Annotated in this window: 17 protein-coding genes, 1 pseudogene and 1 riboswitch; of the genes and pseudogenes, 4 read left to right on the top strand and 14 right to left on the bottom strand. The window is 66.6% G+C overall.

The features are described from left to right. Window positions 1-63: 63 nt before the first annotated feature. Window positions 64-1,251 (top strand): cyanate transporter, encoded by a 1,188-nt coding sequence (locus L0976_RS04195; RefSeq protein ID WP_234186266.1) that lies wholly within the window; start codon window positions 64-66, stop codon window positions 1,249-1,251. Between the two features lie 51 nt (window positions 1,252-1,302). On the opposite strand, the gene L0976_RS04200 is transcribed toward L0976_RS04195, so the two are convergent. The 4 genes and pseudogenes from L0976_RS04200 to L0976_RS04215 all read right to left on the bottom strand — a co-directional run. Then, window positions 1,303-2,139 carry a bifunctional allantoicase/(S)-ureidoglycine aminohydrolase gene (locus tag L0976_RS04200; protein ID WP_234186267.1) on the bottom strand — a complete coding sequence of 279 codons (837 nt, stop codon included), beginning with the start codon at window positions 2,137-2,139 and terminating at the stop codon, window positions 1,303-1,305. Between the two features lie 45 nt (window positions 2,140-2,184). Next, entirely contained in the window at window positions 2,185-2,775 is a 591-nt protein-coding gene (locus L0976_RS04205; RefSeq protein ID WP_234186674.1) for an ankyrin repeat domain-containing protein, read from the bottom strand. 265 nt (window positions 2,776-3,040) lie between these two features. Beyond that, entirely contained in the window at window positions 3,041-3,478 is a 438-nt protein-coding gene (locus L0976_RS04210) for a pseudoazurin (protein ID WP_234186675.1), read from the bottom strand. Between the two features lie 162 nt (window positions 3,479-3,640). Further along, a pseudogene (locus tag L0976_RS04215) lies at window positions 3,641-3,997 on the bottom strand (fumarylacetoacetate hydrolase family protein); the annotation flags it as partial. Between the two features lie 156 nt (window positions 3,998-4,153). On the opposite strand from L0976_RS04215, the gene hpaR reads away from it, so the two are divergent. Beyond that, a complete protein-coding gene (gene hpaR / locus L0976_RS04220) occupies window positions 4,154-4,633 on the top strand; it encodes a homoprotocatechuate degradation operon regulator HpaR (protein WP_203316244.1) in 480 nt (159 codons plus the stop codon). 10 nt (window positions 4,634-4,643) lie between these two features. Here hpaR and L0976_RS04225 read toward each other — a convergent pair whose 3' ends face one another. Together L0976_RS04225 and L0976_RS04230 are read right to left on the bottom strand one after the other, a co-directional pair. Then, on the bottom strand, window positions 4,644-5,156 hold the full coding sequence (locus L0976_RS04225) for a flavin reductase (RefSeq protein WP_234186268.1): 513 nt from the start codon (window positions 5,154-5,156) through the stop codon (window positions 4,644-4,646). A 10-nt stretch (window positions 5,157-5,166) separates the two neighbouring features. Then, entirely contained in the window at window positions 5,167-6,726 is a 1,560-nt protein-coding gene (locus L0976_RS04230) for a 4-hydroxyphenylacetate 3-hydroxylase N-terminal domain-containing protein (protein ID WP_203316242.1), read from the bottom strand. Between the two features lie 93 nt (window positions 6,727-6,819). Between L0976_RS04230 and L0976_RS04235 the strand changes: the two genes are divergently transcribed. Next, on the top strand, window positions 6,820-7,701 hold the full coding sequence (locus L0976_RS04235; RefSeq protein WP_234186269.1) for a helix-turn-helix domain-containing protein: 882 nt from the start codon (window positions 6,820-6,822) through the stop codon (window positions 7,699-7,701). Here the strand turns inward: L0976_RS04235 and L0976_RS04240 are convergent, their stop codons facing one another. After that, window positions 7,702-7,992 carry a DUF2218 domain-containing protein gene (locus tag L0976_RS04240; RefSeq protein ID WP_234186270.1) on the bottom strand — a complete coding sequence of 97 codons (291 nt, stop codon included), beginning with the start codon at window positions 7,990-7,992 and terminating at the stop codon, window positions 7,702-7,704. It lies immediately after the preceding gene. After that, entirely contained in the window at window positions 7,992-8,552 is a 561-nt protein-coding gene (locus L0976_RS04245; protein ID WP_203316239.1) for a PadR family transcriptional regulator, read from the bottom strand. The genes L0976_RS04240 and L0976_RS04245 overlap by 1 nt, the downstream gene beginning before the upstream one ends. Window positions 8,553-8,681: 129 nt before the next feature. Here L0976_RS04245 and tsaA point away from each other — a divergent pair, with 129 nt between their 5' ends. Further along, a complete protein-coding gene (tsaA, locus tag L0976_RS04250; protein ID WP_203316238.1) occupies window positions 8,682-9,203 on the top strand; it encodes a tRNA (N6-threonylcarbamoyladenosine(37)-N6)-methyltransferase TrmO in 522 nt (173 codons plus the stop codon). Here tsaA and L0976_RS04255 read toward each other — a convergent pair. The 6 genes from L0976_RS04255 to thiC form a co-directional block, all read right to left on the bottom strand. Beyond that, window positions 9,200-9,412, bottom strand: a complete 213-nt coding sequence (locus tag L0976_RS04255) for a molybdopterin-binding protein (RefSeq protein ID WP_203316237.1) — start codon at window positions 9,410-9,412, stop codon at window positions 9,200-9,202. The two genes, tsaA and L0976_RS04255, sit on opposite strands and share 4 nt — an antisense overlap. An 88-nt stretch (window positions 9,413-9,500) precedes the next feature. Further along, entirely contained in the window at window positions 9,501-10,106 is a 606-nt protein-coding gene (locus L0976_RS04260; protein ID WP_234186271.1) for a thiamine phosphate synthase, read from the bottom strand. Next, window positions 10,103-10,876 (bottom strand): thiazole synthase, encoded by a 774-nt coding sequence (locus L0976_RS04265; RefSeq protein WP_234186272.1) that lies wholly within the window; start codon window positions 10,874-10,876, stop codon window positions 10,103-10,105. Before L0976_RS04265 ends, L0976_RS04260 begins: the two co-directional genes overlap by 4 nt. Window position 10,877: 1 nt before the next feature. Beyond that, the gene (gene thiS, locus L0976_RS04270; RefSeq protein WP_234186273.1) at window positions 10,878-11,075 is read right to left on the bottom strand and encodes a sulfur carrier protein ThiS; all 198 of its coding nucleotides are present in this window, start codon (window positions 11,073-11,075) and stop codon (window positions 10,878-10,880) included. Next, window positions 11,072-12,043 carry a glycine oxidase ThiO gene (gene thiO, locus L0976_RS04275; protein WP_234186274.1) on the bottom strand — a complete coding sequence of 324 codons (972 nt, stop codon included), beginning with the start codon at window positions 12,041-12,043 and terminating at the stop codon, window positions 11,072-11,074. The genes thiS and thiO overlap by 4 nt, the downstream gene beginning before the upstream one ends. A gap of 2 nt (window positions 12,044-12,045) precedes the next feature. Further along, a complete protein-coding gene (thiC, locus tag L0976_RS04280) occupies window positions 12,046-13,857 on the bottom strand; it encodes a phosphomethylpyrimidine synthase ThiC (protein ID WP_234186275.1) in 1,812 nt (603 codons plus the stop codon). Between the two features lie 91 nt (window positions 13,858-13,948). Then, window positions 13,949-14,065, bottom strand: a riboswitch (TPP riboswitch). Between the last annotated feature and the right edge of the window lie 109 nt (window positions 14,066-14,174).

Below are 14,174 nucleotides of genomic sequence, written 5' to 3' on the forward strand. Positions count from 1 at the left end.
GATAGGCCGTGACAAGCGGGCAGTCTGCACGCCTGCAACGGTATTCAGCACGAGAGTCGAACGATGACGGATATGCGCCCCGGCCGCGACTGGGCAATGCTCGCACTGGTCGTCCTGGTCGGCCTCAACCTCCGGCCGTTCCTTGCCGCCCCCGCGCCGATCCTTGCCGAAATCGTCGCCGATACCGGACTCGGCTATGGCGACATCGCGATGCTGACGCTGCTGCCGATGCTGCTGATGGGCGTGGGTGCCTTCGTCGCGCCCGGCCTGCAGGTGCGGATCGGCGCGCGGCGCGGGCTTCTCATCGCGCTCGCCATCCTGCTTGCCGGCTCGGCCCTGCGTCTCCTGGCGTCGAGCGGCGCCGTGCTGATCGCCACGGCGGCGCTCTGCGGTATCGGCGTCGCGCTCATCCAGGCGGCCTTTCCCGGCATCATCAAGGCACGCTTTCCCGGCAGCGTACCAGCGGTGACGGGCCTCTATTCGGCGATGATCATGGCGGGCGGTGCCTTCGGGGCGCGGCTGATGCCCGTTCTCGTCCAGGCCGGCTTTGGCTGGCGAGCGGCGCTCGCCTGGCTGGCGCTGCCGGTCGCCGTCGCGTTCGTCGCCGCCTGGCGCATCCTCTCCGATACAAGGTCGAGCAGGCCGGACGGCGCGCTGGCGCGCCACCTCCTGCGCCGGCCGCGTACCTGGGCGCTGATGGCGGCCTTCGGGCTGATCAATTCGGGCTATACATCGATGATCGCCTGGCTTGCGCCCTACTACCAGGCGCAGGGCTGGACGAGCGCCGACAGCAGCGGCCTCGTCGCCGTCATGGCGGTGTGCCAGGCGGCCGCGGCGCTCGGCCTTCCCCTTCTCGCGCGGCGGAATGTCGACCGCCGTCGCTGGCTGTGGCTGACCATCGCCCTGCAGGCGGTCGGCTTCCTCGGGCTTGCGAACGCCCCGGGCATGGCGCCCGCCCTCTGGGCGGGTCTGTGCGGCGCCGGCCTCGGCGGCAGCTTCGCGCTCGCCATCGTCACCGCGCTCGACCATCTGCCGCGACCCGAGCAGGCCGGGGCGCTCGCCGCGCTGATGCAGGGTGGCGGCTTTCTCCTTGCCGCCGCCGGACCCTATGCGATGGCGCTGCTGCACGACTGGACCGGCGGTTTCTCCGCCGGCTGGATGCTGCATTTCGGCTGCGTGCTGATAACCGCGCTGCTTTATCTCCGCTTCAATCCGCGCTCCTATCCCGAGGCGATGGCCTTCGCCTCATGAAAAACCCGCGCCGGTGGCGCGGGTCCGGAAGGCTTGGGAAGCGGTGACCGTTCAGCGGCGTGCGGCGAAGGGTTTCAGCGCCATGTGGCGGTTGACGTCCTTGTAGAGCAGGTAGCGGAACGGCTCCGGGCCGCCGGCATAGCAGGCCTGCGGGCAGAAGGCGCGCAGCCACATGAAGTCGCCGGCTTCCACTTCCACCCAGTCCTGGTTGAGGCGATAGACGGCCTTGCCCTGCAGCACGTAGAGGCCGTGTTCCATGACATGGGTCTCGGCGAAGGGAATGACCGCGCCCGGCATGAGCGTGACGATCGTCACATGCATGTCGTGACGAAGGTCCGAGGGGTCGACGAAGCGTGTCGTCGCCCATCCGCCGTCGGTGCCGGGCATGACGGACGGGGCGATGTCCTTTTCGTCGAGGATGAGCGGCTCAGGATGGGGCAGGCCGTCAACGGCCTCATAGGCCTTGCGGATCCAGTGGAAGCGGGCATGGGCGCCCGAGCGGTTGTGCAGGGACCACTTGAGGCCCGGCGGCAGGAAGGCGTAGCCACCCGGCTTGAGCGTGTGGCTGCCGGTCGGCAGGGTCAGCTCCACCGCGCCGTCGACGACGAAAAGCACGCCCTCGGCGTCCGGGTCCTGCTCCGGCCTGTCGCTGCCGCCGCCCGGGGCGACTTCCATGACATATTGCGAGAAGGTCTCGGCGAAGCCGGAGAGCGGGCGGGCGATCACCCAGCAGCGCGTGTCGTTCCAGAAGGGCAGGAAGGAGGTGACGATGTCCTGCATCACGCCCTTGGGAATGACGGCATAGGCCTCCGTGAAGACGGCGCGGCCGGTCAGGAGGTCGCTCTGCGGCGGATGGCCGCCGAGGGAGGAGTAATAGCTTCTTTGCATCGTCTGAGGCCCTTTGTCTTGAGTGTTTCCGGTCGTCCTGGTGCGCTAGTTCGCCCCTGCCTTCTCCAGCAGGGCCACGATCTCGCCGAAGCCGCGGTCGCGGGCATGCCGGAGAGGTGTCACGCCTTCGTTGTCGGCGAGGTCGACATTCGCGCCCGCCTCGATGAGAAGCTCGACGATGCGGATATGGCGCGGCCCGCCGTTGCCGAGGATGACGGCCTCCAGCAACGCCGTCCAGCCGAGGCGGTTGACGTGGTCGATGTCGACGCCGGCCCTGATCAGCGTGTCGACGGTCTCGACATGGCCGCGCTCGGACGCGGGAATGAGGGCGGTGCCGCCGTAGCGGTTGGTGCTCGCAAGGTCGGCGCCGTGGGCGAGCGTCAGCTCCAGGATATCGAGATGGCCGCGCGCGCCGGCATAGAGATAGGGGCTGTCGCTGATACCATCCTTGGCATTGACGTCGGCGCCGACCTCGATCAGCGCGCGGGCGGCGTTCACACAGTTGCCGTGCGTGGCGACGAGAAGGGCGGTTGCGCCGCTTGCGTCCCGCGCGTCGATCTCTGCGCCGCCGGAAAGCAGCGTTACGATGGCGGCGGCGTCGTCGGCCGCGGCGGCCTGGTGCAATTGAAGGTTCATGGCATTGTCGGCGGCGAAAAGGGGAGGACAAAGGGCGGCGAGGAAAAGCCAGGCCGAGAACGAAGCGAGTTTCAGCATGCGCTATCCCGTTGGTGTCATGCGAAACTAGCAGGCAGGAGGGGCATTAGAAAATTAAATGTGCAAATCAGGATCATGCAGAATCTGGAACATGGCGGGCGCCCGCCGGTGATCGCCTGCCATAACGCGAAGAACCCGGAGCGGATCGCTCCGCCCCGGGCCCTTGCCCCCGCCCCGAAAGGACGCGTTACAGGCCTGCCGCCGCGATGGCGGCATCCATGCGCTCGCGTGCCTTCTTCGGCAGCTTGCCGGTCTTGACCGCATCGAGATTGGCCGGCGCATCGCCGACGATCACGACGCCGACCATGCCCATGCCGACATGCGGCGTGCACTTGACGCCATAGGCGCCCGGCTTGTCGAAGGTGACCTTGTAATGCTCGTTCATCTTGCTCTTGAAGGCTTCGGCGCCCTCGGGAATCATGTCCTTGATCGTCTCGACATTGTGGCCCTTGTCGGTCGGGATGAAGGTAATGGTGTCGCCGGGCGCGATCTTCACGAAGGCGGGCTCGAACACCATGGCGCCTTCGGCGCCCTTGTTCAGCATGTGAACTTCGAAATCTGCTGCCGCTGCCGGAAGCGCGAGCGCCAGGATGACCGCTGCCGCGCCGACGATGCTCTTTGCCATGGTACGCACTGGAATTCTCCTTGATGACGAACGTCTCACGTTCATGCGCTAGGAGGTAGACCCGCAGGACCGCTCCTTCTTTGACTTTAATCAAACAAGGCGGTGAAGGTGCGTGGCGTCCTGTCGCAGGTTTGCGTCTCAGGTGACCGTGACGGCGATCTCGTCGAGCCCGACGGCATAGCCGTAGACGCAATCGAGTGCGTGCTCGGCCGGAATGTCGCTGCCGACGCTTTTCAGCGCCACGACCAGCTCGACCTCATGGTGAACGTCGCTGCTTGCCGGAGGATAGGGAAAGCCGCTTTCGGGCGCGACGAGTGTGTCCGGATTCTTCTGGAAGAAGAAGGGCGGCTCCTTCACCGGATCATGGCCCATTTCGCTGGCATGGTCGGCGAAATTCCGGCCGACGCAGTAGATGCGATGCACGGGAAAGAGTGCCGAGGCGCCCCGGACCGGCAAGGCGGGTACGGGAGCCGGTGCGAAGATAAAGCTGCGGCCGGGCGGGGTGTCCTGGGCTGTCATTGGCGTGCTGCACTTTCGAGAGACGGGGGTCGATCCGAACGCTGGCACGGGGAGGGGCCGCGATCGATCTGTTCTTCTTGCCCTATACCGTCTTCCATTGCGCAGGCCGGAAAAATCGCGGATAGAGGCAGGACGACGAACGGTGCCCCTGTGGACATGAACAATCCCGACGAGACGAAAGACAGGCCCCGGCGCGAGCGCCGGCGTTCGCTGGCGATCGGCCTATTGAAGGCGCGCGAGGCCGTCATGAGCCATTTCCGGCCCATCCTTGCCGATCACGACGTGACCGAACAGCAATGGCGGGTGCTGCGCGTGCTGGCCGACGCGGGCATGCTGGATGCCTCGGAGGTCGCGGAAAAGGCTTTCATCCTCGCGCCGAGCCTCACGCGCATGCTGCGCTCGCTGGAGGAGCGCCGTCTCATCTCCCGGCACAAGGACAAGGACGACGGTCGCCGCGTGCTGCTGCGGCTCGCGCCGGCCGGCCAGGCGGTCATCGACGAGGTGATGCCGGATTCCCGCCGGGTCTATGCGGATATCGACACCCGTTTCGGCGCGGAAAGGGTCGAGCAGCTTCTCGACATGCTGGAAGAGCTCGCCGCCCTCAAGCTCGACGGCAAAGGGGGCGGCGAGGAATAGCCGGATCGTCTCAGCCGCCGAAGCTGCCGGCCTGCGTCGGCACATGCACGTAGTTGCGGTCGAAGTAGAGGAGCGCGTGCCCATCGTTCCGGCAGCGGATGTCCACGACCTCGCCGATGAGGATGTTGTGCGTGCCGACGAGCCGGGCCTCCGTCAGCCGGCAGTCGAAGGAGACGATGGCGTCGGCGAGCGCCTGGTTGCCCGAGGGCAGGTCCGTCCACGCGGCTTCGCGGTAGCGCGTCTCCATGTCGGCCTCGCGGCCCGCGAAGGAGGCGGCGAGCGCCTTGTGCTCCTGCGTCAGCACGTTGACGCAGAACCGCCTGTTCTCGATGAAGAGGCCGGTCTGGGCCGAGCGGCTGTTCATGCAGACCAGCAGCGTCGGCGGCTCGTCCGTCACCGAGCACATGGCGGTGGCGGTGAAGCCGCCGCGACCGGCAACTCCCTTGGTGGTGATGACGTTGACGGGCGCGCAGACCCGCGCCATCGCGTTGCGGAATTCCGTCCTGGAGACGTTGAGGTCCATGGCCCGGCCCTCATTCGGCCGCGTCGCGCACGGCTTCGTCGCCGAGCGGGGGGAGCCAGGTGTCGCCGGTCCAGCCGTTCTCGTCGTAATCGGCCATGCACTGGTCGACGAGCGCTTCCATCTCCTTGAGCCGACCGCCGCGCTCGGCGCCTTTCAGCACCTGCAGCCGTACTTCCTCCGGCGCGCCGGCATAGTTGAGCTCGTAGAGCGCGTGGCGTCCGCCGAATTCCGTGCCGGTCGCGTCCCACAGCAGCTTCATGATCTTGATGCGCTCGACATGGCCCATGTCGTTCGAGCCGCGGACATATTGCGCGAGGTAGCGGTCGATCTCCGGGTTGGCGAAATCCTTCGCGGAGGACGGCAGGTAGATGAGGCCCGAGGCGACGGTGCGGCGCACGATGTCGATGACCTTCGGATAGGCCTCCGACATGAAGGTGCGGTAGCACAGCGCGGCTTCCAGGTTGGGCAGCACCGTGCCGTTCGCCCAGGGGATCGGGTTGTGGGCCATGGCGTTGGAGAAGGACCAGAACTGGTGGCGGATGGCGATCACCTCGCCGAGCATCGCCTGGTTGCCGCGGAAGGCGTCGCCGCCCGTCGCGCGCAGCGCCTTGGCGAGCAGGCCGGCGAGGAAATCCAGCTTCACCGCAAGCCGCGTGCAGCCCTGGAAGCAGTAGCCGTGCATGAAGCCCGAGGCGGGGTGGAAGGAGAGGATCTTGGCGGCATCGCGCAGCACCAGCACGTCCTCCCATGGCACGAAGACGTTGTCGAGCACGAGGATGGCGTCGTTCTCGTCGAAGCGCGAGGAGAGGGGGTAGTCGAAAGGATGGGCGGCCGTATTGGCGGTCTGCTCGTAGGAGACGCGGCAGAACATCTTCACGCCCGGCGCATTCATCGGCAGGATGAACATCACCGAGAGAGACGGGTCCTCGGTCACGGTCGCCGAGCTCTGGGCGAGGAAGTTGTAGTGGGTCAGCGCCGAGGAGGTGGCGACGACCTTGGCGCCCGAGACGTAGATGCCCGCATCCGTCTCCCTGGTGATGTGGACGAAGACGTCCTTGACCGCATCGGCCGGCTTGTGGCGGTCGATCGGCGGGTTGACGATGGCGTGGTTCATGAAGAGCACGCTCTCCTGCGCGCGCTTGTGCCAGGAAAGCGCATTGTCCTTGAACGGACCGTACCAGTCGGCATTGGCCCCGAGGGTGTTCATCAGCGCGGCCTTGTAGTCCGCCGTGCGGCCCATCCAGCCGTAGGACATGCGCGCCCAGTCGGCGATGGCGCCCTGCTGGGCGACGAGGTCGTCGGCGGAATGGGCGACGCGGAAATATTTGTGGGTGTAGCCGCCGGAGCCGGTATCGGTCGGCGAGGTCAGTCTTTCCTTACGCTTCGGGTCGTGCAGCGCGTCGTAGAGGCGCGCGATGGAACGGGCCGAATTGCGCATCGAGGGATGGCTGGTGACGTCTGCGATACGCTCGCCGTTGATATAGACCTCGCGCCCGTCCCTGAGGCTGGCGAGGTATTCGGCGCCGGTGAACGGCCGGGTCTTGTCTTTTCGATGGTCTTCCGCACGCATGGATATTCTCCTCCAAAATCCTGACAAACGCTAAGTCGGCAGAGGCGGAAGCGCCATGGACAAACAGGTCAATTCGCTGGTACTTTTTCTGGCATGATTACCCGCAACGACGTTCCCGCCTTCTTCGTCTACGGCGAGCCGAGCCGCGCGCTCGACGTCGGTTTCCTGCATGTTGAAACCGTCATGGAACGCAAGAGCTTGCATTTCGGCCGCGTCGCGCCGCACAAGCATCCGCTGATGGGGCAGGTCACCTACTGGTTCAAGGGCGGCGGGCGCTACCGGATCGAGGATCGCACTTGGAATTTTTCCGCTCCCGCGATCAGTTTCGTGCCGAGCAACGTGGTGCACGGCTTCGATGTCGGCGACGAGGCGGACGCCATCGTCGTCTCGATCTCCGACGACCTGCTTCGCGTCATGGCGGGGCAGGTCGACCTTGCACTGGATGCGCCGATGCTGCTTTCCGGCGAGGCGGGCACGCCCGGCTGGACCAGGATCGGCACGCTGCTCGGCATGGTGATGGAGGAATATCTCGGCGGGGCGGCGGCCAGCGAGCGGGTGCTGGCGGGGCTTGTCGGAGTCGTGCTGTCGCTGATGGCCCGGCTCGGCGGCAATGTCGGCTTTGAGGCCGCCTCGCCGGCGGTGGCGCTCGGGCTGGAACTGCGCCGCGCCATCGACCGTCACTATCGCGAGGACTGGCCAGTCGGTCGCTATGTCGAGCGGCTGGCGACGACGCCGCACCTGCTCGACAAGGCGGCGCGCACCGTGTTCGGCCAGACGGTGAAGGACATGGTGCTGGAGCGACGCCTGCTGGAGGCACGGCGCCTGCTGCGCTTCACCATCCGACCGGTGGAGGATATCGGCCGGGAGATCGGCTTCGAGGACCCGGCCTATTTCTCGCGCTTCTTCCGCAGGCGTACGGGACTGTCGCCCACGGAATGGCGCCGGCAGAATTCGGAGGCTGCCGGCACCGGCTGATCAGGCATCCTGCCAGTCGACCTCAAGTTCCTCGCGGAAGGCGAAGCGGACGAGGTGGCGTATCACCACGTCCTTCAACTGCGCCATGTCCTGCGCGGTCGGTGTGGAAAGGTCGAGATGCAGCGCTGCGCCGTCGGCCTTCAGCCGGCAATCGCCGATCGGGAAGACGATCTCCCCCTCATGCTCGTCGAACCTGACGGCGAGCTTGTGGGCGAAATGCTTGCAGAGCTGCTGCAGGTAGCGGCTCGCTTGCCCGGTGGCGATGGCGGCCCTGCTCGTTGCCGATGCCATCAGCTCTTCTCCACGGTCCGGGCGGCAAGGTCGAGCGCGGCGGCGATGGCTTCGGCTGCCTCGTCGCTGATGTCCGCCCGCCGCAGCCGCAGCCGCATGGCGAGTTTCAGGTTCTCCATGGCACGCACGACCGGGGCGGGCACGCCCTCGCGGCCGCGCGGCCCGCCGCTGCCGGCGCGCGCCATGAGCTCGTCGATGGCGGCACGGTTGGCGGCGAGGAAGGCCTTGCCTTCCGGCGTGATGGAGTAGCGCTTGCGCCCGCCTTCGGCCGGCTCGATCACGGCATAGCCCATGTCGTCCAGCCAGGAGAGCGTCGGGTAGATGACGCCGGGGCTCGGGCTGTAGCTGCCGCCGAAGCGCTCCTCGATGGTCTTGATCAGCTCATAGCCATGGCTCGGTGCATCGGCGATGATGGCGAGCAGCAGGAGGCGCAGCTCGCCGTAATCGAAGAGGCGTCCGCCGTGGCGGCCGCCGCGCCCGGGACCGTGATGCCCGCCGCGGTGGAAGGGACCCGAACGATCGTCGGGCGGTGAAAAGTGGCGGTGAGGGCCGCATCCCATTCTGTGTTTCATGGTTCCGATATAAATCTCGATATATCGGAAATCAAGATATATCGAGATTTATATCTTTAAAAAGTTTCCGATGGCCGCTATCGTCGTATTCCTGGAGATATAGCGATGGAGATGGGCATGGTCCGACTGAACGAAATCCGCACGAACGAGGTCGCGATCACGCCGCCGGAAGCGGTGGACGCCGCGCTGGTCTTCATCGGCCGGATCACAACGCCCTGGACTTCGCGCATGGAAACGCCGCGGCAGGGACGCCACGACGGGCCGGTCTGCACGATCGAGATCTTCGAGCCGTGGATACAGGCGCTTTCCGGCGTCGAGCGGTTCGAGCGGCTGGAGGTGCTGTACTGGCTGCACCAGTCGCGCCGCGACCTCGTGCTGCAGAGCCCTGCCTCGAACGGCGAGGTGCATGGCACCTTCTCGCTGCGCTCGCCCGTCCGGCCCAATCCGATCGGCACGTCGATCGTCGCGCTGGAGAAGATCGAGGGCAACCGCCTCTTCGTGCGCGGCCTCGATTGCCTCGACGGCACGCCGCTGATCGACCTGAAGCCGGACCGCACGCTCTTCAAGCCGATCGCACCGCCCCAGCCGGGTGATTTCGAAACCGGCCGGGTGCATATGTGCAGGAAGGCCGGCGACTAGTCGTCGACGGCGACCATCACGTCGGAGGCCTTGACGACCGCATAGGCTTCCTGCCCGGCGGCAAGGCCGAGTTCGTTCACCGCTTCGTTGGTGATCGAGGCGGTGATGACCGACCCGCCCCCGACGTCGATGCGGACATGGGCGGTGGTCGCACCGAGGACGACCTCGACGATCTTGCCCTTGAGGCGGTTGCGTGCGCTGATCTTCATGCGATTTCTCCTTTGGTTGAAACGGAAAGCTAGCGGTATCGGGCCGGAATGGAAGCCCTGACGGCGCTTTCGTCGCATCAATTCCCGGTCACCGCCACCGCGCGGTGCGCGCGATCCATTCGCGGGTGCGGGCCTCCGGGTCGGCATTCAGCGTGATGTCGGTGACGACGGCGGCGCTATCGGCGCCGTTTTCGAAGACGGCGGAAAGGCGATCCGGGTTGAGTCCGCCGATGGCGACGAGGGGCAGCGGCGCGATGCGCGCCTTCCAGTCCGCAAGCCTTTCGACACCCTGCGGCGCCCATTTCATCTTTTTGAGGATCGTCGGCCAGACGGGGCCGAGCGCCACGTAGTCGGGCCTTGCGGCGAGCGCGCTGTCAAGCTCGGCTTCGTCATGGGTGGAAAGGCCCAGCTTCATGCCGGCGGCGCGGATGGCCGCGACATCGGCCTCGGCCAGGTCCTCCTGCCCGAGATGCACGAAGTCGCAGCCCTCCTCGATGGCGATCCGCCAGTAATCGTTGACGACGAGCTGGCAACCATGCTCGGCGCAGATGGCCCTGGCGCGGCGGATTTCGCTCCGCAGCCGGTCTTCCGGTACGTCCTTCATGCGAAGCTGTACCAGCCTGACGCCGACGGGCACGAGGCGTTCGATCCAGCCGGAACTGTCGACGATGAGGTAGAAGGGATCGAGCTTCATGAAAAGACAGCCTTTCCGATGACGGGGGTGGAGGGCACCGCCATGTCGCGCGGCTCCAGCGGTACGGCCTCGTGCGCGAGGCGGCCGGCGTCGATGGCAAGCGCGAAGGCTTCGGCCATGGCGGCGGGATCGCCCGCACCGGCGACGGCGGTGTTGAGCAGCACAGCGTCATAGCCGAGTTCCATGACACCCGCTGCATGCGAAGGGCGGCCGATGCCGGCATCGACGATGAGCGGGATATCCGGGAAATGCGCCCGGAAGGACCGCAACGCCATGGGGTTCGCCGGCCCCATGGCCGAGCCGATGGGCGCGCACCAGGGCATCAGCACGCGGCATCCCGCCTCGATCAGCCTCTCGGCCACCACCAGGTCGTCGGTCGTGTAGGGAAAGACCTGGAAGCCTTCGCCGGTCAGGATGCGCGCCGCCTCGACGAGGCCGAAGACGTCTGGCTGGAGCGTGTCGTGATGGCCGATCACCTCCAGCTTGATCCAGTCGGTGCGGAAGACCTCGCGCGCCATCTTCGCCGTCAGCACGGCCTCCCTGACGCTGTGGCAGCCGGCCGTGTTGGGCAGCACGCGCACGCCGAGGTCGCGGACCAGCTCGAAGAAGGCGTCGCCCGCCTTGCCGCCGGCCGTTTCCCGCCGCAGCGAGACGGTGACAATCTCCGCCTTCGAGCGCCGCACGGCGTCTGCAAGGATGGCGGGGGAGGGATAGCGCGCCGTGCCGAGCAGCAGGCGCGAGCGGATCTTGCTGTCATAGAGGGTCAGCATGTCAGCCTCCCTGCATGGGCGAGAGGATTTCGATGCGGTCGCGCTCGCCGAGCGTGAAGTCTGCACGGTCCTCGCGATGCACCAGCTCGCCGTTCACCGCCGTCGCCAGCCATTCGCCGTCGTAGTCGAGTGCCGACAGGAGATCCGCGAGCGTCTTGGCGGCGACCTTCTGTTCCTCGCCGTTGATGATGAGGGTCATGATGCCTTCCTTTCCGGTTGCCGGAGGAGAAGCCGGGCGACCTCCGCCGCCATGGCGGGGGCGAGCAGGAAGCCGTGGCGGTAGAGACCGTTCACATGGATCGTGTCCCCGTCCTCCGTCACGCGGGGCAGGTTGTCCGGATAGGCGGGGCGCACGCCGACGCCGGTTTCCACGAGCCGCGCCTCGCCGAAGGCCGGGTGCAGGGCATAGGCGGCGTTCAGCAACTCCATCAGCGAGCGGGCGGTGACGGGGCCGTCGTCGCCGCTTTCGATCATGGTCGCGCCGACCATGAAGCGGTTGCCGTCCCGCGGCACGATGTAGATCGGGTGGCGGGGATGCAACAGGCGGACGGGGCGGGAAAGACGAAGCTCGCCGGTTTCAAGCTGGAGCATCTCGCCGCGAACGCCCCTGAGCCCGGGCAGGCGGCCGATGCGGGCGGCGCCGGTGCAATCGATCACCCGTTCATGGTCGCCGGCGTACCTGCCGTTGCCGAGAACGAAGCGCATGCGGGCTTCCTCCAGCCCGGCCGTCAAGGCGGAAAGGGCCAGGCGCGGGTCGAGATGGGCTTCCTCCCGGAAGAACAGGGCCTTGCCGAAGCGCCCCTCAAGGTCCGGTTCCAGCGCTGCGATCCCGGCCGCATCGAGCCATTCCCAGCCGCTCGTCCGGCCGGCGAAGCGGCTGAGTTCGCCGGCGTCGCGTCCGCCGGCCACGACCAGCGTGCCCTTGCGGTGCACATGACCGGGCAGGGCCGCTTCCCACCAGTCAGCCGCCTGGCGGCCGAGCGTGAGCACGGGTTCTTCCGCGCTTTCCCGCTCGCACCAGGGGGCGAGCATGCCGCCGGCAAGGCCGGACGCACCGCCTGCCACCTTGTCCGCGCGCTCCGCGACCGTGACGTCGAAGCCGTGGCGGTAGAGCTGCCAGGCGACGGTGAGGCCGGCGACGCCGGCGCCCTTGACGAGGATGCGCATGGTCATTCTCCCGAAAGCGGCATGTAGAGGTCGCCGCCTGCGCGGAATTTCGCAGCCATGGCCTCCAGCCCCTCCTTCTGCGCCTCGGCGCGGATGTCGTGCGAGATGCGCATGGAGCAGAATTTCGGGCCGCACATGGAGCAGAAATGCGCCACCTTGTGCGCCTCCTTGGGCAACGTCTCGTCGTGGAAGGCGCGGGCGGTTTCCGGGTCGAGCGAGAGGTTGAACTGGTCCTCCCAGCGGAACTCGAAGCGGGCGCGCGACAGCGCGTCGTCGCGGACCTTCGCGGCCGGGTGGCCCTTGGCGAGATCGGCGGCATGGGCGGCGATCTTGTAGGTGATGACGCCGACCTTCACGTCGTCGCGGTCGGGCAGGCCGAGATGTTCCTTTGGCGTGACGTAGCAGAGCATGGCCGTGCCGAACCAGCCGATCATCGCCGCGCCGATGCCGGAGGTGATGTGGTCGTAGCCGGGGGCGATGTCCGTCGTCAGCGGGCCGAGCGTGTAGAAGGGGGCCTCGCCGCAGGTCTTGAGCTGCTTGTCCATGTTCTCCTTGATCTTGTGCATCGGCACATGGCCGGGGCCTTCGATCATGACCTGGCAGTCCTTCGCCCAAGCGATCTGAGTCAGTTCGCCGAGCGTTTCGAGTTCGGCGAACTGGGCGGCGTCGTTGGCGTCGGCGATCGAGCCGGGGCGCAGGCCGTCGCCGAGCGAGAAGGTGACGTCATAGGCGCGGGCGATGTCGCAGATCTCCTCGAAATGCTCGTAGAGGAAGCTCTCCTTGTGGTGATGCAGACACCACTTGGCCATGATCGAGCCGCCGCGCGAGACGATGCCGGTGACGCGATTCACGGTCAGCGGGATGTAGTGCAGCCGCACCCCGGCATGGATGGTGAAATAGTCGACGCCCTGCTCGGCCTGCTCGATCAGCGTGTCGCGATAGACCTCCCAGGTCAGGTCCTCGGCGATGCCGTTCACCTTCTCCAGCGCCTGGTAGAGCGGCACGGTGCCGATGGGGACCGGCGAGTTGCGGATGATCCATTCGCGGATATTGTGGATGTTGCGGCCGGTCGAAAGGTCCATGACCGTGTCGGCGCCCCAGCGGATGGCCCAGACCATCTTCTCGACCTCCTCCGCCATGGAGGAGGTGACGGCGGAATTGCCGATATTGGCGTTGATCTTCACCAGGAAGTTCCGGCCGATGATCATCGGCTCGGCTTCCGGGTGGTTGATGTTGGCGGGAATGACGGCCCGGCCGCTCGCGACCTCCTGGCGCACGAATTCCGGCGTGACGTAGTCGGGAATGTGCGCGCCGAAACTTTCGCCGTCGCGCGCCAGTGCCTCCTTCGCCGCCCTGCGGCCGAGATTTTCGCGGATGGCGATGAATTCCATCTCCGGCGTGACGATGCCGGCGCGGGCATAGGCGAGCTGCGTCACCGCCCTGCCGCCGGTCGCGCCGTGCGGGCGGTTTCGCACCGGGAATTCCGGCGTCAGGCGCTCGCCGGTGGCAAAGCCGTTGTCCTCGGGGCGGACGTGGCGGCCGTCATAGGCTTGCGTATCGCCGCGGGCGGCGATCCAGCCTTCGCGAAGGCGCGGCAGGCCGGCGTCGATGGAAACGACATGCGTGGGATCGGTGTAGGGGCCGGAGGCGTCGTAGACGATGACGGGCGGCTCGCCGGAGGTCGGGTGCAGGGCGATCTCGCGCATCGGCACGCGGATATGCGGGTGCAGTTCGCCGGGAATGTGGATCTTCCGCGAGGCGGGGAGCGCGCCGGTGGTGACGGTCGGGGTGAGCTTCTGGGCGGCAATATTCATCGTGAGGCTCCAAGTGTTCGTTTGGAGACCCAGTCCTAGAGCCGGAATGATGGAAGGACGCGGGAGACGGAATCCGGGTTGCGGATTGCCTGCCACAGCGCTTGCACCGTCCCTACGCCAGTATGAACTGGATCAGGTTCAACGGGTCACTGCGCTGCGAATGCCAGCAGTATCTCAGCCCCTTGTCGGGACCCCCCTGGTGAATGTCTCAAGCAAAGACGCTGCGTGGAGATTTGTCAACGGGGTAATTTGCGTAAGTTATTTCTTACGTTTTTTGCGCCGCATTCTGTCTTTTCCTGCGCCCTGCCCGGGCCTGT

Origin of the sequence: Shinella sp. NM-101 (assembly GCF_021401195.1) — a bacterium.
GTDB lineage: Bacteria > Pseudomonadota > Alphaproteobacteria > Rhizobiales > Rhizobiaceae > Shinella.